Source organism: Pectobacterium cacticida, from assembly GCF_036885195.1.
GTDB lineage: Bacteria > Pseudomonadota > Gammaproteobacteria > Enterobacterales > Enterobacteriaceae > Pectobacterium > Pectobacterium cacticida.
On the sequence record NZ_CP133656.1, the window covers coordinates 2,799,663 to 2,817,617 of the forward strand.

Sequence of the window (17,955 nt, forward strand, 5' to 3'; positions counted from 1 at the left end):
AGGAGAACCGAGTAATGAAGAAGCTAATCACCGTAATGATAATGCTGTTGGCGGGGTGGTCGTATAATGCCTGGTCGTTCAGTTGTCGCGTCCCTGCCACCGGGCAGAATGTGTACTCAGGTGCGGCAGAAGTTTATGTGAATCTGGTTCCATCCATTGGCGTAGGGCAAAACCTGGTCGTCGATTTATCTAATGCGATTGTCTGTAAAAATGATTCAGTCGGTAGTCCCATTATTATTGATTATATTAATTTAAGGAATGGCTCTACGTTTGGCGGAGCGCTGGCGGCCTTTTCAGGGAGTATTTATTGGAATGGAAGCACCTACCCGCTCCCGTTAAACAGCGATTCATCGGTGTATACGATCACCCATACAGACTATCGCGGGCTGCCGCTGCGGTTGTATCTCACGGCGACCGGTGCGGCAGGCGGCGTGGTCATCAATGATGGCGAGTTAATTGCGCGGCTCAATATGCATAAAGTCGCCAGCGACGGTAACCCGAGAGATTTTACCTGGAATATTTATGCTAACAACCGTGTTGTTGTGCCTACGGGTGGCTGCGATGTTTCCGCGCGTGATGTGACGATAACGCTGCCGGATTATCCCGGTTCTGCCGCGATCCCGTTGACAGTTCGCTGCGCACAAAATCAAAATCTGGGTTACTACCTCTCAGGGAATACGGCAAGCAGCGACAACTCGGTCTTTATCAATACCGCCTCAGGAGAGTCTGGCGCCAAGGGGATCGGTGTCCAGCTAAAACATAACGGCACGGTCCTCCCCGCTAACCGGACGGTATCACTCGGTACCGTCGGCCCCTCGGCGGTAAGTCTGGGGTTGACCGCCGACTACGCTCGCACCGATGGGCAGGTCACGGCGGGTGACGTGCAGTCGATTATCGGGGTGACTTTTGTTTACCTGTAGCGAACCCGGCACGGATAGCGGCCCAACCGGCGACTATATTCTTTCGCCTTGTTCGTTTTTCGCCTACGGGCTGGCCGAGTTGATGGTCGACAATGGGATGCATCCCGTTGTTCTGCCGCCTGATATTCAGGCAATGCCGACCGATCTCCCCGTTCGCCGCATCGTGGTCTTTTTACCCGATGCGCCGGACAGGATGCTCACCATGATCCTGCTGGCTTCCAGGCTGTTGGCGCAATCCAGCACGCCGTTGCCCATGCTGCTCCTCAGTCGTAGCCCACTCCCCTGGCTCTGGCACACGCTTTTGCATCAGGTGGCAGACCGCCGCCTGCTCGATAAGGTTCGGGCGGCAGCCTCCGACCTGCCCGTCTTCAGCCTGCGCATGCTGCTCCAGGACGACACTCAGGAGAGATACCCGTCGCTTGAACGACTGTCAGGTGAAGCGTCGCGACTCTGCGGCAAGTCGCCCATTGGACTCACCAGACCAGAGCTATACGCCATTCTCGGTTTACTCAATGGATATCGCGCCAGCGCCCAGGCGAAAGATCGCGGTATTAGCCACAAAACGCTTTATAACCAGCGGGCCTCAGGATTGAAAAAGATGATGGAACACCACCCTCAGTTGGCGGCACATTTCCCCGGTAGCCAGCTAAAAGAGGAAAAAAACCAGACGAGTATTACGCTTTCCGCTTTTGAGCGCGAATTCGTACATGCCATACATAGCCAACAAATTTACCCTCTGTTTCAACCTATTACCGATGAAAATTTGCAGATTCGGGGATTCGAAATCCTCTATCGCTGGCGGCGCAACGGCAACATTTTACTGCCAGGCGACTTTTTAGCGCAGATACATTCCGAATATGCATGGCTGGTTCTGACCGCCTTTGTAATCCAGGAAGCCGTGCAGAGCATTAACCAGCATCCGGGAGAATTCTATTTTTCTTTCAACATTCCCGCGGTAACCGCCCGTAATGAAAATCTGAACCGGATGATGGAAACCGCGCGTCGACAGCTACACCGCTCCACGATGTCGGAAAGACTGGTGCTGGCGTTTTCTGAAACGACGGATAGGAATCAGCATAGTAAAGTCGCAGATAACATTGCCCGACTGCGCCAGCGGGGCTTTCGCCTCATTCTCGATGATTGCTTTTCACAGACGAGCGTGATGTTTCCGGTGCGAACCGTCAGGTTTAACGCCTACAAACTGGATATAGGCATCGTCAACGATATGCACAACGACCCGCATGCGCAGGCGCTGATTAAAAGCCTGTGTTACTACTGCCAACTGACCGATAGCGACTGTATTGCCAAGGGTGTTGATAGCCTGGAAAAATTCAACAGGCTGAGAGCGCTAGGGATCGAACGTTTTCAGGGGGGGCTGATTTCTCAGCCCGTAAGGCGGGAGAACCTAGGAAACCTTATTGTACGGCTTTCATCGCGTCACGGCATGACCCGTATCGTCGGATAGTCAAGAAAACCACACCCATTCCCACATATTCGCCACCACACCTGGCAGCAGCCAATCCCTCCTTCCAAGCGCGATGACCGGGTATTCCATTATTTTCAATACCATTTTTTTTAAAACAGGAGAATAAAACGCAAATATGAGCGATGAAAAATGTGGTTATCGCGTGGTTTAACAGGGTTAATTATGTTGTAAATATGTGGTTTTAATGCTGTGATTATGGTTATCTCAGTAATTAAGTATCACCTGACCACATTATTTAATTAATATAAACTTAATAGTCGAGCTACCGCGCTAGTCACCGGTTGGAAAGAGATTTCATGGCTTATTACCACCGACCCGGACAACAAGTTAAAGCGGCTCAACTTTCCACCGCAGCTTAATATCATTGTCGCCTGATCCGACACGGCGTGGCGGCTAATTCACTTCTTCATTCACCGTTTTTTCATATCCGAAACGGCCAACAAAAGGCAATCGTAGCGCAGGCGGATTGATGTCGACCCCAATGTTCAGCCCCAGGACATTGGCTTCAATCCCCTCTTCGAGGCCGATCGTTATACCCAGTATACCCAGCAGCGAGATCTGAATACCGCGCCCTGATGGCGGCAGCCCAATAGGACGAGTTAACGGACGATAATCTTTGCCAATAGCATTGGCTGGCATATCCAGCCTGAGCGCAGGGACTTCACGACCAATGTGCGCCAGGAAGGTATTACTGTTCGGCCCCGGCCAGGCATGATAAGTATGCGGCCACGGATAACTTGCTATCGCCGCTTCAATTTGTGGAATCATGGACTCCGCACTCACGCCACGGTGCTCCACCAATAACTTCGGCTTCGCACCGTACCAGTAAGCGTCAGCCGCCGAACGGTTTAAACGGACAACATCATCGCTCCCCCAGCTTACGACCTCATAGCGACGATACTGCGTTTCTCCCGCCTTTTTAAAGATAATCCACGGATGCACCGCCACCAGACCACGCCAACCATAAGTCGGCGCAACATAAACTTGCACAATCGCCATCTGGCGAAATTGCACCGGGTCGGGCGCTAAGCCGGAAGAATCTCGTTTGGCAGACCACCAACTTTGCCCACGAAACGTTTCGCCATTGCGCGTCGACTGCGCCCAGCTTTGCCAAAAAGACAATAGCAACACACAAACCAACCCGATCCCCAAGAATTTGAGGTACGTCATAGATCTACTGGCCTATTCAAGCAGTGATAAAAAGGATTCGATAAACACCGAGCAAGCGCCCACCGCGCGAATCGGTTAAAAAACATCCCGGAATTGTACCTTAAAAATTATTTATGTCACAAAGTGTATTCCGGGATAAAACCGTGTTCCTTGATGACCATCCAACACTCATCGCCATTAGTTATGGCGAGATATCATACGTAACCGTGTCTGGCGTTTGTTTTTTATACAGTTATAGTCTCATCTAACAGAGAGACAACCGATCGTTATTACCGATCAATAAGATCTAATAGATCGATAATAACAATTATCTTTTCATAATAATCATGGATAAGATATTTCCGAAATAATAGCGTAACTTAATGTTTTTCATGCTTTTATGCCTTCTAGAAGAAGGCTCTGTTGGCTGCCTGACATTTTGCCTAACAGCGTATGACGACATCAGTAAAACACGCTGGGTTTTCCATAATCCGATAATGGTTAGGTCAATATCTCAGAAAATGATTTAAAAGGTTTCTCTATCTCAATGAATAACAATATAAAAAAAGATCTGATGCTTTGCTTTACGCCATTACAGGCTTTTACACTGGGACGTATCATTGAAGAAGAGAATCTCATTAGAAAAAATATCGATTTTTTATTTTTTTCATCTAACCAAACACCATTAATCGACCATGCATTTTCCGAATTACAAGCACATGGTGGAGATAGCCATCGGTTCAGTCGAAAAGCAAAATTATGGGAAGTGATAAAACTAAAGATTTTTCTTACCGGTAAATACTACCGAGATATCTATCTCGCCAACGCCAATTCTACGCTAGCTAATTATGTTTTATCTTTCTGCCATTTTGATCATATTAGAACATTTGACGACGGAGTGATCAATGTTAATTCATCTTGCTTTTATATCGAAAAGTATCAGGACGATAACACTACCAGTATTGCCATTGCCAAGTGGTTATTTAAGAAAAAATATACTGCACGATCTATTGTTGAAAAGGCAGAGAAACACTATACCATACTAAAGCATAATGATAATATAAATGTGAAATGTGATTTAACCTATATTAATCTATTTAGTAAGAGGGAGCGTGACACACTGCACCATGAGACTCCAAATAAAAAAGAAGAGTGCAATATATTTATCGGTTCTAAATTCAATGAAATAATCAAAGGCGATAATGAATCATCGTTATTGAAAGAAATGGTTATTTTTAAATTCAAAAATGACATTAATTTTTTTATAAGTAGATTAGAACAATGCATTTACCTTCCCCATCCCAGAGAACGTGACAAAGATTTTCTAAAAGAATATAGACTAGAGGTTAATGAAATCTCTGAGAAGGTAATATTTAACCTCATAGAAAAATATCACAAAATAAATATTTATGGTTTTTCCAGCACATGTCAATTTAATCTAATAGGCAACAACAACATCAACTGTATTGTGTTAGATTCACATTTTCTACGCGATGATATTAAACTCTCTAGTCACTATCTGATAAAAGATGGCGCAACGATGATTAACATTGATCGGCCGTGGACTGAGCCGCTCGTTAATAGAACCACACGCAGTAAAATGCGAAATTAGACTATATCATGACTACGTTCTTATTCCGCCACCTGATGCTATATCCGTTAAACTAATTAATGATGTTCACACTGTATGAACTATCCTATATGCAGTGAATATACCGCTACTGCGGAAAACTCTTAAAGTAAGACATTACCTATCCTCGGTGGTAGGCTAATGATATTTAAAAAATATCCAGTCTTTTTGGTAAAGAAAGTTGCGCCTTATCTTGCTTTCATCTTGACTGCCATTCATCGTGTTCTTCATATGAAATATTTATGCGCCATAGAAAACAGGGTAGCTATTATTGCTAATACGCTATAATAATTGATCTATAGCCTATATTTTCATTATGCTATAAGATAGCAACCGTTCAAGGTAAAACAATCCACGATGAAACTCGACGCCAGTGATATAAAAAACTTAAGGATTTTTCTTCTTGTTGCAGAATCCAATGGTTTCGCTAATGCGCAATTCATTCTTAATAAAGATGCATCGACCATCAGCAGAGCCGTTGCGACACTGGAAACTCGCCTCGGCCTGACGCTTTGTACCAGGGGTCGACAGGGATTTTCATTAACAGATTCTGGTCGTGCCGTGCAGGCAGAAGCGCGCAAGATGCTACAGTCTCTCCATTCCTTCGAACATAAACTTAATAATCTGAGAGATGAAGGCGGCGGACGGCTCGCGATTGGTATCATCGATAATATCATCAGTGACACATTGTTCCCTCTCCATAAAGCAATAAACGATATTTCAGCTAAATTTCACAACAAGATTGAGATAACGGTATATGTAGAATCGCCGTATGAACTGGAAAGGCAATTACTCCGTCAAGAAGTAGATATCGCCATTGGTATCTTCGACCGCCATCACAAGGCGCTCAATTATCAAGATCTTTATCTGGAAGAAGACTATTTATATTGCGCTCCCGAAAGCGATGTCGGCCAAAAGATGCTATCGGGGAATATCAACATGGAGAAATTAATGCCGCTGTTGTCACTGGAGAATTTTGTGGCGCGCAATTTCCTTAATCAATCCGATCTACATTGTCTGGGGTTCCAAGTGACCGGAGATGTGGCTTATACCTCAAATATTGAGGCTATTGCGCTGATGATCATGTCAGGTAAATACATCGGTTTTCTTCCTCGTCATTATGCCGAGAAAATAGCGGACAAAAAGGAACTTATTGCCATTTTTCCTGAGCGCATTCGGCGTACGTCTTTATTACAATGCGTGTGCCGCAAAGGGGACGATGGCGCCAGAAATGTAGTCAGGCACGGATTGGATCTTATTCAAGGTTGTATCAAAACAGCGTGATACAACCTTGCGCTTCAGATTATTTTATAGCGTCACCCGTATTCAAAAAATCCATGAATGTCCGGCTATTGACATATGCGCCAAAGATACCGCCCTCGCGTCCGAGAGTGTCAAATACGGATTGGTGGAGTGCCTTTGTGGCGGCGCCGCAGCAATCTTCCACCAGCAGGCAATCATAGCCACGATCGTTGCCGTCACGCAGCGTGGATGAAACGCACACATCCGTGGTAACACCAACGATGATGAGATGACGGATCTGTTTAACCCGTAATATGTGTTCTAAATCCGTGGCATAAAACGCACTATTGCCTGGCTTATCTACGACAATTTCCCCCATTTTCGGCTCAAATCCGGTATAAAAATCGCAGCCGAATTCTCCCCGTACCAATAAACGCCCAAGCGGCCCCTGGCTACCAATGGGTGATCCATTTCGTTCGGCTTTCAGTCGTTTATTCGTATTGAGGTCGACTAATTCGGGGCGATGTGATTCGCGCGTATGAATAATGAAGAAACCTCTTTCTCTGGCAAAACATAAAAATTGTCTACAGGGTTCGACTGCCGACAATAAATGTTCGTTGCTTTCTCCGAGAGAACTGAAATATCCCGCTGGATCGATAAAATCTCGCTGCATATCAATCACGATAACGGCAGTATCACGGGTGCTCCACGTCCCCTCAAGCGGCCATGAATAAGGCTGTGAATTCTCAATGCTATTCCAGGTGTACATGATTATTTCGCTGCCCCCATCCATACGGTGGGAAAGCGTAGTTTGATGTTCTGGGGGGAACCGATAATCGTGCCGTCTCCCGCTTCGATACCAATAAAACCGGGATCGCGCGCGCTATCGAACAGTCCATGATTAAACGAAAATGCCGCCATTTCGCTGATTTTAGACTTAAAATCCTGAGATATAACGTAATCTCTGGCGGTCTGTGGTTCGAAGAATCTTATGGTGGAAAATTGATCTTTCACACTGGCGGCGTCGGTGCCTAATATTCCCGCGCTGTACTTCACGAACGCCTCATGTTTGGGATGCGCCGGGTTGAGCATCGCGGCGGCCTCGTACCATGCCCCCGCCAGCGCCTTGCCAAGGTTCGGTTCTTTCCTTAGCAAATCGGTATTGACCATCAGTACATCGACGAGCTCATTGGGAATCTTAGAGGAATCAAAAACGACCGTGCTATCAGGAAATTGGCGCAGAATCTCGCTCAATTGCGGCTTCCACGATACGACCGCCATGGTTGAATCATCGGCAAAGGTCGCGCCCATGTCGCTGTCAGAAGTATTAACGACCGTGATATCGCTCTCGCTCAGTCCTACGCTATCAAGCGCTCGCGCCAGCATGTAGTGAGAACCCGACAATTCCACCACGTTGACTCTCTGCCCTTTCAATGCGGTGAGATCGCGGTTCTTCCCTCGCATCACGATGCCATCACTGCCGTTCGACGCACTTAACGGCAGCACAACGGTAGTATCCAGTCCCCCGGCTGCGATGATAGTTAACGCATCCAGGGACATGGCGATCGATCCCGCAAAAGCGCCCAGACTGAACTGGGTCTGCGCCTCAATGTAATCGTTCATCTGTACGGCCTCAATCGCCAGCCCGTACTTATCCCCCCATTTTTTCAATATGCCATTATCCTGAGCATAGCTCAGGGGCATGCTACCAGCGTAAAGGGTCCAGGCTATTTTATACGTCTCCTTAGCCTGAACGCTTAAAGCCGATCCCCATGTCACAAGTATTAAAACGAGAAAAGAAAGATATTTTGCCATCTGTTTTACCCCCAAAACCATGTTAGAAGGTCAGTATAGAGTCCGGTTTTCAGGCAAAACATGACAATCTTTGCAGCCTAACCTGCATGAAAAACATGAATCTGGGTACTGTGACTACTATTCCTTGAATGCAGGCCATCCCCATGCTCACACATCGGCGTTAACCAACCCAACCCGGTTAAGCATCGGCGAGACTCCACCGTTATTGGTCAACCAAATAACAATTAAGGTTGACATGTTGGGGCGAAAAGGAGGAGTTTATACGTGAGATCATCAATCCCACAACACGAATGAGACATAACACATGGAACAGACATGGCGTTGGTATGGCCCAAACGATCCCGTCACCTTAGCTGACGTTCGTCAAGCAGGTGCCACGGGGGTGGTTACGGCCTTGCATCACATCCCGAACGGCGAAGTGTGGCCGGTTGAGGAGATCCAAAAACGTAAAGCCCTGATTGAAGCGTCCGGGCTGGTGTGGTCAGTGGTAGAAAGCGTGCCTATTCATGAAGATATCAAAACCCGTTCCGGTAACTATCTTCAATGGCTCGCCAACTACCAGCAATCTCTGCGTAACCTGGCGCAGTGCGGGATTCGTACCGTATGCTACAACTTCATGCCTGTCCTCGACTGGACACGTACCGATCTGGGCTATGTCCTGCCCGACGGTTCAAAAGCGCTGCGTTTCGATCAAATCGAGTTTGCCGTCTTTGAACTGCATATTCTTAAACGCCCGGGCGCGGAAGCGGATTACACCGCTGAAGAAATCGCTCAGGCTCATGACCGTTTCGCTACCATGAGCGAAGAAGCAAAAACGCGCCTGACCCGTAATATTATCGCAGGCCTGCCGGGTGCGGAAGAAGGCTATACACTCGACCAGTTCCGCCAGCATCTCGCCCGCTACCAGCATATCGACAAAGACAGATTACGCGAAAATTTTGCCATATTCCTGCACGCGATCGTGCCGGTTGCCGAAGAGGTGGGTGTCCGTATGGCGGTACATCCTGACGATCCACCGCGTCCGATCCTCGGCCTACCGCGTATTATTTCTACGGCTGAAGATATGCAGTGGATGGTGGACACCGTTAACAGCATGGCCAATGGTTTCACTATGTGTACGGGATCTTATGGCGTACGCGCCGATAACGATCTGGTCGACATGATTAAGCGGTTTGGCCCACGCATTTACTTTACGCATTTGCGATCCACGCAACGTGAAGATAATCCGAAAACCTTTCACGAAGCGGCGCATCTCAACGGCGATGTGGACATGTATGAAGTGGTTAAAGCGATCGTTGAAGAAGAACAGCGCCGTAAAGCGGAGGGGAACGAAGATCCGATCCCAATGCGCCCCGATCATGGTCACCAAATGCTTGACGATCTGAAAAAGAAAACCAATCCAGGTTATTCCGCGATCGGTCGTCTTAAAGGGCTGGCAGAAGTACGCGGTGTTGAGATGGCCATCCAGCGTGCCTTCTTTTGTCGCTAATTCCCGTCGGCAAGGCTCAATGCTATGCCGGTCTTGTATTTTTCTTCCCGCCACGCTCTCCGGCGGGTTCTGGAGGTTATGATGACGACAATTGCTGACAGCAGCCTGCCGGTTGCTCGTCCTGCCTGGGATCGTTCTCGTCTGGAAGCGCGGATTGTGCATCTGGGCTGCGGAGCGTTTCACCGGGCCCACCAGGCGCTTTACACGCACCATCTACTGGAAACCACCGACAGCGACTGGGGGATCTGCGAAGTCAACCTGATGCCAGGCAATGATCGGATATTGATCGAGAATCTAAAAAAACAGCAGTTACTCTATACCGTCGCGGAAAAGGGCGCGGACAGTACTGAGCTAAAGGTGATCGGCGCAATGAAAGAAGCGCTGCACCCGGAAATCGACGGCTGTAATAGGATACTGCAAGCGATGGCACGCCCCCAGGTGGCGATTGTTTCATTGACGATCACCGAAAAGGGCTACTGTACTGATGCGGCCAGTGGCCAATTGGATATTAATAACCCATTGATTCAGCATGATATCGCTAATCCGACAGCGCCGAAATCCGCGATTGGTTACATTGTCGAAGCATTACGTCTGCGCCGAGAGCAGGGGTTGCCCGCGTTTACGGTGATGTCTTGCGATAACGTGCGTGAAAATGGTCATGTGGCGAAAGTCGCGGTGCTGGGACTGGCGCAGGCGCGCGATCCGCAACTCGCGGAGTGGATTGAGGCTCATACGACCTTTCCGTGCACCATGGTTGACCGTATTGTTCCGGCTGCCACGCCAGAAACCCTTCAGGAAATCGCCGACCAGCTCGGCGTGTACGACCCATGTGCTATCGCCTGTGAACCCTTTCGTCAGTGGGTGATTGAAGACAACTTTGTTAACGGCCGCCCGCAATGGGATAAAGTCGGCGCGCAATTTGTGGCTGACGTGGTGCCTTTCGAGATGATGAAGCTACGCATGCTTAACGGCAGCCATTCTTTCCTTGCGTATTTAGGCTATCTCGGCGGGTATGAAACCATTGCCGATACCATGACTAACCCAGCATACCGCAAAGCGGCTTTCGCGCTCATGGTACAGGAACAGGCGCCGACGCTCTCTATGCCGGAAGGAACCGATCTCAACGCCTACGCGGCGCGTCTTATCGAGCGATTCAGCAATCCCTCTCTGCGTCACCGTACCTGGCAGATTGCAATGGATGGCAGTCAGAAGCTGCCACAACGTCTGCTGGATCCCATTCGTCTGCATCTGCAAAACGGTGGAGCCTGGCACCATCTGGCGCTCGGTGTCGCAGGATGGATGCGTTACGTCCAAGGCGTAGACGAGAAAGGCAATGAAATTGAAGTGATCGATCCGCTTCGCGAGGAATTTCAACGGATTAACCAACGTTATCATGGCAATGAACGCGTGGGCGCACTGCTGGCCCTCAGCAGCATTTTTGGTCACGATCTGTCGGATAATCACCCGTTTATTACGGCAGTGACGCTTGCCTATCAAACGTTGTGCGAACGGGGCGCGCGAGAGTGTGTCGCGGCGTTAAGCGCTGGCGTCTGATCTCTGCGCGATAGTAGGTCGATCAAATAGTGATGTGGTCGACCCATTTTCTGTTTTTAGCACACCGCAAATGTTATAGTTCCGCACTAACCACGGTATCTTTGCTGACAGGCATGAAATATGAAATCTGAGACCTCTTCGCCAAGACCTTACCAGGAAGTCGGCGCTATGATCCGCGATCTGATCGTTAGCACGCCGTATAATCCTGGCGAGCGACTGCCACCAGAGCGTGAAATTGCAGAGATGCTGAACGTCACCCGAACGGTGGTGCGTGAAGCGTTAATCATGCTGGAGATTAAAGGTCTCGTGGAGGTGCGTCGCGGCGCCGGGATTTATGTGCTCGATAACGCCAGCGAAACAGAGATGGCGAACGACGCCAGCCACTGCAATGATGCCGGGCCGTTCGAGCTATTGCAGGCACGTCAGTTACTGGAAAGTAATATCGCTGAATTCGCCGCGTTACAGGCCACGCGTGAGGACATTAGCAAAATGCGTAAAGCCCTGCTGCTCGAAGAGCGTGAACTGGCCTCAAGTAACTCCGAGAGCGGAGACATGCAGTTTCATCTGGCGATTGCTGAAGCGACCCACAACAGCATGATAGTGGAACTGTTTCGCCAATCGTGGGAATGGCGCGAGAATAATCCGATGTGGATCCAACTACATCGCCACCTTCATGACACCCACTACCGCAAAGAATGGTTAGACGATCATAAGCAAATTCTTGCCGCGCTGATCAAAAAAGATGCTCGCGCCGCAAAGCTGGCAATGTGGCAACATCTGGAAAACGTCAAACTACGTCTATTGGAGTTCTCCAACGTCGATGATCTTTGGTTTGATGGTTACCTGTTCGACTCCTGGCCACTGCACAACGTTGACGCCTGACAGTTTTTATCAGGGCATTTGTTTCGATACTGTCTCCCCTGCTTTTAGGCGGAATTAGGTGAAAAATCGATTGTCGTCAAAAAACAAAAATCGCCAGTAAATCCTATGATTTTACTGGCGATTTTAGACGTTAGCGGATGTCAGTGGACGCTAACAGCTTATTCCCACTCGATCGTTGCCGGTGGCTTACCCGATATGTCATAAACGACGCGGGAGATGCCGTCGACTTCGTTGATGATGCGATTGGAGACGCGGCCTAAGAAATCGTATGGCAAATGCGCCCAGTGCGCGGTCATAAAGTCGATGGTTTCCACCGCTCGCAGGGAAACAACCCAGTCGTACTTACGGCCATCGCCCATTACCCCGACGGAGCGAACCGGCAGGAACACGGTGAACGCCTGGCTTACCTTGTTGTACAGGTCGGCTTTGTGCAACTCTTCGATGAAGATCGCGTCCGCGCGACGCAGCAGATCGCAGTACTCTTTCTTTACTTCGCCCAGCACGCGCACGCCCAATCCTGGGCCGGGGAACGGGTGGCGGTAGAGCATGTCATACGGCAGCCCCAGCTCCAGACCGATCTTACGCACCTCGTCTTTGAACAACTCGCGCAGCGGTTCGACCAGACCCATCTTCATCTCTTTCGGCAGGCCGCCCACGTTGTGGTGAGATTTGATGACGTGTGCTTTACCGGTCGCGGAGGCCGCGGACTCGATTACGTCAGGATAGATTGTACCCTGCGCCAGCCACTTCACGTCTTCCAGCTTCAGCGCTTCTTCGTCGAACACTTCCACGAACACGCGGCCGATGATTTTACGTTTTGCTTCCGGATCGTTCTCGCCTTTTAGCGCGTCCAGGAAGCGCTGCTCGCCTTCCACGTGAACGATGTTCAGACCAAAGTGGTCGCCGAACATGTCCATCACCTGCTGGGCTTCGTTTAAACGTAGCAGACCGTTATCAACAAACACGCACGTCAGACGATCGCCAATCGCGCGGTGCAACAGCATCGCGGTCACGGAGGAGTCAACACCGCCTGACAGGCCGAGAATCACTTTGTCATCGCCAACCTGCTGGCGGATACGCTTCACCGCATCATCGATAATTTTGTCTGGCGTCCATAGCGCGTCACACTGGCAGATATCAAGAACAAAACGTTCCAAAATTCGCTGGCCCTGCCGGGTATGCGTCACTTCCGGGTGGAATTGCACGCCGTAAAAACGTTTTTCTTCGTTCGCCATGATGGCAAACGGACAGGTATCGGTACTCGCAACCGTCTCAAACCCGTCCGGGATTGCCGTCACTTTGTCGCCGTGGCTCATCCAGACATCCAGCAGCGGCGCTCCCGTTGCACTCAGCGCGTCCTGAATACCGCGCACCAAGGCACTCTCGGTTTTAACTTCTACCTGCGCATAACCAAACTCACGCTGGTTGGAACCTTCAACGTGACCGCCCAATTGCATCGCCATCGTCTGCATGCCGTAACATACGCCCAATACCGGTACACCGGCGGTGAAAACGTATTCCGGCGCGCGCGGGCTACCGAATTCGGTGGTGCTTTCGGGGCCACCGGACAGGATGATCCCGTTGGGATTAAAGCCGCGAATCTGCTCTTCCGTGACATCCCATGCCCAGAGTTCACAGTAAACGCCAAGTTCACGTACGCGTCGTGCAACCAATTGCGTATATTGCGAACCGAAATCCAGAATAAGAATGCGATGTTGATGAATGTTTTGCGTCATGAGGAGCATGTTCCAAAAAGCTAAAAAATAAGTAAACCCGGCGAATAGCCCTAAAAAGACAGGCAATAGTACCGGGTTTATCAGGTTAAATCAGCCCGCAAATTACCTTATGAACCCATACGGTAGTTCGGCGACTCTTTAGTAATGGTCACGTCATGAACGTGGCTTTCCTGGATGCCAGCACCGCTGATACGCACAAATTCGGCCTGCGTGCGCAGGGCATCAATAGTGCCGCAACCGGTCAATCCCATACAGGAACGTAGGCCGCCCATTTGCTGATGGACGATTTCTTTCAGGCGACCTTTATAGGCTACGCGGCCTTCAATACCTTCCGGCACCAGTTTGTCGGCGGCATTGTCGCTCTGGAAATAACGATCGGAAGAACCTTTTGACATCGCGCCCAATGACCCCATGCCCCGATAAGATTTGAAGGCGCGCCCCTGGTATAACTCGATCTCCCCCGGAGATTCTTCCGTACCGGCCAGCATAGAACCGACCATAACGCAAGCCGCCCCTGCTGCGATAGCTTTGGCGATGTCGCCAGAGAAACGGATGCCGCCATCGGCAATGACAGGAATACCTGTACCCTCCAACGCGTCAACCGCATCGGAGATGGCTGTAATCTGCGGTACACCTACGCCTGTCACGATACGGGTAGTACAGATGGAGCCAGGACCGATACCCACTTTGACCGCACTCACCCCCGCGTCGACAAGCGCCTTTGCGCCTGCGCCGGTCGCGACGTTACCGCCAATAATGTCAAGGTTAGGATATTTGGCACGTGTTTCACGAATACGCTGTAATACGCCTTCGGAATGACCGTGCGAAGAATCGATCAGCAAAACATCAACGCCAGCAGCAACCAGCGCATCAATGCGCTCTTCGTTACCGGCGCCCGCGCCAACAGCCGCACCAACGCGCAGGCGACCATGTTCATCTTTACACGCGTTAGGTTTACGTTCTGCTTTCTGGAAATCTTTTACTGTGATCATACCGAGTAGATGAAATTTATCGTCTACTACCAACGCTTTTTCGACGCGCTTTTCATGCATCTTTTGCAGGACAACATCGCGCGCTTCACCTTCTTTAACGGTAACCAGACGCTCTTTGGGCGTCATAAACGTGCTAACCGGTTTTTCTAAATCAGTCACAAAACGCACGTCTCGCCCGGTAATGATACCAACCAGTTCGTTATCTTTGGCTACGACGGGGTACCCGGCAAAGCCGTTGCGCTCTGTCAGCGCTTTCACTTCACGCAGCGTGGTTTCCGGGGTGACCGTTTGTGGATCAACCACAACGCCGCTTTCGTGTTTTTTCACGCGGCTCACTTCTTCAGCCTGACGTTCGATGGACATGTTTTTGTGAATAAAGCCCAGTCCGCCTTCCTGTGCCAGCGCGATGGCCAGAGCGGATTCAGTCACGGTATCCATCGCCGCAGAGAGCATAGGAATATTCAGGCGAATATTTTTCGTTAACTGCGTCGACAGGTCGGCAGTGTTAGGCAGAACGGTAGAATGGGCGGGAATTAAGAGGACGTCGTCAAACGTCAGTGCTTCTTTAGCAATACGTAGCATGGGCAATATCTCACCAAGGTGGATGTAAGAATAGATAAAATATTGCCGTGGCATTATACAGAGCGTAATCGATTGCCTCCAGCATTATTTTACTAAAGTGCTTGATTACCTGTTTCAGGTAGGTAGTATCAATCGATTAAGTCACTGTTTTAAAATTTGATCTGGCTCACAATGTCTCAACTTCCCTCTTCTACCATTTTTACCGTTAGCCGCCTGAATCAAACGGTTAGACAACTGTTGGAAATGGAAATGGGCCAGATTTGGCTCTCTGGTGAAATATCCAATCTGTCACAGCCGTCATCCGGTCATTGGTATTTCACGTTAAAAGATGAACGCGCACAGGTGCGTTGCGCTATGTTTCGCAACAGTAACCGTAAAGTCATGTTTCGTCCGCAAAATGGTCAGCAAGTGCTCATTCGCGCTACCCTCACGCTCTATGAACCTCGTGGTGACTATCAGTTGCTTGCGGAAAGTATGCAGCCCGCTGGCGACGGCCTGCTACAGCAGCAATTTGAACAACTCAAACAAAAGCTAACCGCTGAGGGGATGTTCGACCAACAGTTTAAACAAGCGCTCCCCTCCCCAGCCAAACAGGTTGGCGTGATTACGTCAACGAGCGGTGCCGCTTTACATGACATCTTGCAAGTATTGCAGCGCCGCGATCCATCACTGCCAGTGGTGGTTTATCCCACGTCGGTGCAAGGTGTAGACGCACCGCTACAGATTGTGCGCGCTATTGAACTGGCTAACCAGAGAGATGAGTGTGATGTGTTAATCGTCGGGCGCGGCGGCGGCTCGCTGGAAGATCTGTGGAGCTTTAATGATGAACGGGTCGCCCGCGCCATCTTCGCCAGCCACATTCCTATCGTCAGCGCCGTCGGCCACGAGACCGATGTCACCATCGCCGATTTCGTCGGTGACCTGCGCGCGCCCACACCGTCCGCTGCTGCCGAGTTAGTGAGTCGTAACCAACTGGAGCTCTTGCGCCAGATCCGGTCCCAGCGCCAGCGGCTGGAAATGGCGATGGATTATTACCTTGCCCAGCGTAACCGGGAATTTACTCGTCTGCATCACCGCTTACAGCAGCAGCATCCGCAACTGCGGCTGGCACGTCAGCAGGCACGGTTGGTTAAACTGCGCCAGCGGCTGGATGACGCCATACAGCAGCAGCTTCGGCAGACCTCACGCCGAAGCGAACGCTTACAGCAGCGCCTAATGCAACAGCAGCCGCAGACCCGTATTCATCGTGCGCAACAGCGTTTACAGCAGTTGAGCTATCAGATGCAGAGTGCGGTGGAACGCCAGTTAAATCAGAACAAGCAGAAGCTGGGTATCGCCTGTTCACGGCTAGAAGGCATTAGCCCACTGGCGACACTGGCGCGCGGCTATACTGTCACTACATTGCCGGGCGGTCAGGTGCTAAAAAATATCGCGCAAGTCACTTCGGGCGAAATATTGACAACCCGCTTACAGGATGGTTGGGTTGAAAGTCAGGTCACGACGCAGATTCCGCGTCAGATGACACCTAGCGAGCGTAAAAAATAGAGCCCTAATGCGATGACAAAAAACGATCCTGCCGTCGTTAACCCGATGATATTGGCGGCTAGCGTCGCATTCCCCCCCATCGCCCGCGTCATTGCATAGCTGCCCGCCGCCGTTGGCGTTGAGGAAAACAAAAAGATAATGCCAAGTTCAACACCACGAAAACCCACGAGCCACCCACCTAAAGTCAACAGCCCAGGGACAACCAATAACTTCGCCACGGAAGAGAACATCGCGACGTTAGACGAGCGAAACATGCTGCGCCACTCCAGGCTCGCGCCAGCACAGAGTAACGCTAGCGGTAGCGCTAGCGAAGAGATAAGGCTACCCGTTTGCTTAATGACAGCAGGTAGCGGCAAATGGCTCTGTGCATAGGCCGCCCCACAAAGCAAACCAATAATCAATGGGTTGGTGACAATACTCCGCAACAGGGTACGCATCGAAATATGTTGATTGGCGGACTGCCGCTGTAAGCTGCGCGTTAGTGTGATGACGGACAACGCATTGAACATAATCACTGTTACCATCAGATACATAGATCCAATGGCAACCCCTTTATCACCATAAGCGCTCATCGCGAACGCCATGCCCATAATCCCCGTATTAGAACGGAACCCCCCCTGAACGAATATGCCTCTCTCCGTCGGTTCTTTAACCAGGCGAGTGGCCACTATCTCCAGTAGCAGGAAGGTTGCCAATGTTCCCACCACGCCGTATATAATCAGCGGCCATTGTTCTGAGAACGCCTGATGATTGCTTGCAACGCTAAAAAATAATAAACAAGGCAGAGAAAGGTTAAAGACTAACCGCATCGCTGCATCGCAGAAACTATCGTTCAATAAATTTAACTTACGCAACGCCACACCGATGAACAGCATGAGTAAGTTAGGCATCGTAACGCCGAACGCAAAACTCCAATGTTCCCAGGTCATGATT

The 17,955-nt window shown here is 50.0% G+C and carries 14 protein-coding genes; 8 read left to right on the plus strand and 6 right to left on the minus strand.

Translation table 11 applies throughout. The features are described 5' to 3' along the window. Window positions 1-14: 14 nt before the first annotated feature. Both RFN81_RS12940 and RFN81_RS12945 read left to right on the plus strand, forming a co-directional pair. Window positions 15-920, plus strand: coding sequence for a fimbrial protein (locus RFN81_RS12940; protein WP_264496224.1), 906 nt, complete (start codon window positions 15-17; stop codon window positions 918-920). 82 nt (window positions 921-1,002) lie between these two features. Further along, window positions 1,003-2,385, plus strand: a complete 1,383-nt coding sequence (locus RFN81_RS12945; RefSeq protein WP_264498969.1) for an EAL domain-containing protein — start codon at window positions 1,003-1,005, stop codon at window positions 2,383-2,385. Window positions 2,386-2,799: 414 nt separating this feature from the next. Here the strand turns inward: RFN81_RS12945 and RFN81_RS12950 are convergent, their stop codons facing one another. Further along, complete coding sequence (locus RFN81_RS12950) at window positions 2,800-3,576, minus strand: DUF3750 domain-containing protein (RefSeq protein ID WP_264496225.1); 777 nt, start codon at window positions 3,574-3,576, stop codon at window positions 2,800-2,802. A 526-nt stretch (window positions 3,577-4,102) separates the two neighbouring features. On the opposite strand from RFN81_RS12950, the gene RFN81_RS12955 reads away from it, so the two are divergent. Both RFN81_RS12955 and RFN81_RS12960 read left to right on the plus strand, forming a co-directional pair. Next, the gene (locus tag RFN81_RS12955; protein ID WP_264496226.1) at window positions 4,103-5,167 is read left to right on the plus strand and encodes a glycosyltransferase family 52 protein; all 1,065 of its coding nucleotides are present in this window, start codon (window positions 4,103-4,105) and stop codon (window positions 5,165-5,167) included. A 375-nt stretch (window positions 5,168-5,542) separates the two neighbouring features. Beyond that, complete coding sequence (locus RFN81_RS12960; protein WP_264496227.1) at window positions 5,543-6,469, plus strand: LysR family transcriptional regulator; 927 nt, start codon at window positions 5,543-5,545, stop codon at window positions 6,467-6,469. Window positions 6,470-6,488: 19 nt separating this feature from the next. Here the strand turns inward: RFN81_RS12960 and RFN81_RS12965 are convergent, their stop codons facing one another. Then, window positions 6,489-7,196, minus strand: a complete 708-nt coding sequence (locus tag RFN81_RS12965; protein WP_264496228.1) for a cysteine hydrolase family protein — start codon at window positions 7,194-7,196, stop codon at window positions 6,489-6,491. A 2-nt stretch (window positions 7,197-7,198) separates the two neighbouring features. Then, a complete protein-coding gene (locus RFN81_RS12970) occupies window positions 7,199-8,263 on the minus strand; it encodes a putative urea ABC transporter substrate-binding protein (protein WP_319800180.1) in 1,065 nt (354 codons plus the stop codon). A gap of 283 nt (window positions 8,264-8,546) precedes the next feature. On the opposite strand from RFN81_RS12970, the gene uxuA reads away from it, so the two are divergent. From uxuA to uxuR, 3 genes are all read left to right on the plus strand, one after another. Beyond that, a complete protein-coding gene (uxuA, locus tag RFN81_RS12975) occupies window positions 8,547-9,731 on the plus strand; it encodes a mannonate dehydratase (RefSeq protein WP_264496230.1) in 1,185 nt (394 codons plus the stop codon). 81 nt (window positions 9,732-9,812) lie between these two features. Then, on the plus strand, window positions 9,813-11,285 hold the full coding sequence (locus tag RFN81_RS12980; RefSeq protein ID WP_264498970.1) for a fructuronate reductase: 1,473 nt from the start codon (window positions 9,813-9,815) through the stop codon (window positions 11,283-11,285). 120 nt (window positions 11,286-11,405) lie between these two features. Then, a complete protein-coding gene (uxuR, locus tag RFN81_RS12985) occupies window positions 11,406-12,167 on the plus strand; it encodes a Uxu operon transcriptional regulator (protein ID WP_264496231.1) in 762 nt (253 codons plus the stop codon). A 158-nt stretch (window positions 12,168-12,325) separates the two neighbouring features. Here the strand turns inward: uxuR and guaA are convergent, their stop codons facing one another. Together guaA and guaB are read right to left on the minus strand one after the other, a co-directional pair. Beyond that, window positions 12,326-13,903, minus strand: coding sequence for a glutamine-hydrolyzing GMP synthase (guaA, locus tag RFN81_RS12990; protein WP_264496232.1), 1,578 nt, complete (start codon window positions 13,901-13,903; stop codon window positions 12,326-12,328). 107 nt (window positions 13,904-14,010) lie between these two features. After that, window positions 14,011-15,477, minus strand: a complete 1,467-nt coding sequence (gene guaB, locus RFN81_RS12995; protein ID WP_264496233.1) for an IMP dehydrogenase — start codon at window positions 15,475-15,477, stop codon at window positions 14,011-14,013. A gap of 171 nt (window positions 15,478-15,648) precedes the next feature. On the opposite strand from guaB, the gene xseA reads away from it, so the two are divergent. Then, a complete protein-coding gene (gene xseA, locus RFN81_RS13000; protein WP_264496234.1) occupies window positions 15,649-17,022 on the plus strand; it encodes an exodeoxyribonuclease VII large subunit in 1,374 nt (457 codons plus the stop codon). Here the strand turns inward: xseA and RFN81_RS13005 are convergent. Further along, a complete protein-coding gene (locus RFN81_RS13005) occupies window positions 16,992-17,951 on the minus strand; it encodes an AEC family transporter (RefSeq protein ID WP_264496235.1) in 960 nt (319 codons plus the stop codon). The two genes, xseA and RFN81_RS13005, sit on opposite strands and share 31 nt — an antisense overlap. Window positions 17,952-17,955 lie beyond the last annotated feature (4 nt).

Coding starts and splice junctions, on each gene's coding strand:
- RFN81_RS12940 (WP_264496224.1), top strand. CDS start 15: ATGAAGAAGCTAATCACCGTAATGATAATGCTGTTGGCGGGGTGGTCG.
- RFN81_RS12945 (WP_264498969.1), top strand. CDS start 1,003: ATGGTCGACAATGGGATGCATCCCGTTGTTCTGCCGCCTGATATTCAG.
- RFN81_RS12950 (WP_264496225.1), bottom strand. CDS start 3,576: ATGACGTACCTCAAATTCTTGGGGATCGGGTTGGTTTGTGTGTTGCTA.
- RFN81_RS12955 (WP_264496226.1), top strand. CDS start 4,103: ATGAATAACAATATAAAAAAAGATCTGATGCTTTGCTTTACGCCATTA.
- RFN81_RS12960 (WP_264496227.1), top strand. CDS start 5,543: ATGAAACTCGACGCCAGTGATATAAAAAACTTAAGGATTTTTCTTCTT.
- RFN81_RS12965 (WP_264496228.1), bottom strand. CDS start 7,196: ATGTACACCTGGAATAGCATTGAGAATTCACAGCCTTATTCATGGCCG.
- RFN81_RS12970 (WP_319800180.1), bottom strand. CDS start 8,263: ATGGTTTTGGGGGTAAAACAGATGGCAAAATATCTTTCTTTTCTCGTT.
- uxuA (WP_264496230.1), top strand. CDS start 8,547: ATGGAACAGACATGGCGTTGGTATGGCCCAAACGATCCCGTCACCTTA.
- RFN81_RS12980 (WP_264498970.1), top strand. CDS start 9,813: ATGACGACAATTGCTGACAGCAGCCTGCCGGTTGCTCGTCCTGCCTGG.
- uxuR (WP_264496231.1), top strand. CDS start 11,406: ATGAAATCTGAGACCTCTTCGCCAAGACCTTACCAGGAAGTCGGCGCT.
- guaA (WP_264496232.1), bottom strand. CDS start 13,903: ATGACGCAAAACATTCATCAACATCGCATTCTTATTCTGGATTTCGGT.
- guaB (WP_264496233.1), bottom strand. CDS start 15,477: ATGCTACGTATTGCTAAAGAAGCACTGACGTTTGACGACGTCCTCTTA.
- xseA (WP_264496234.1), top strand. CDS start 15,649: ATGTCTCAACTTCCCTCTTCTACCATTTTTACCGTTAGCCGCCTGAAT.
- RFN81_RS13005 (WP_264496235.1), bottom strand. CDS start 17,951: ATGACCTGGGAACATTGGAGTTTTGCGTTCGGCGTTACGATGCCTAAC.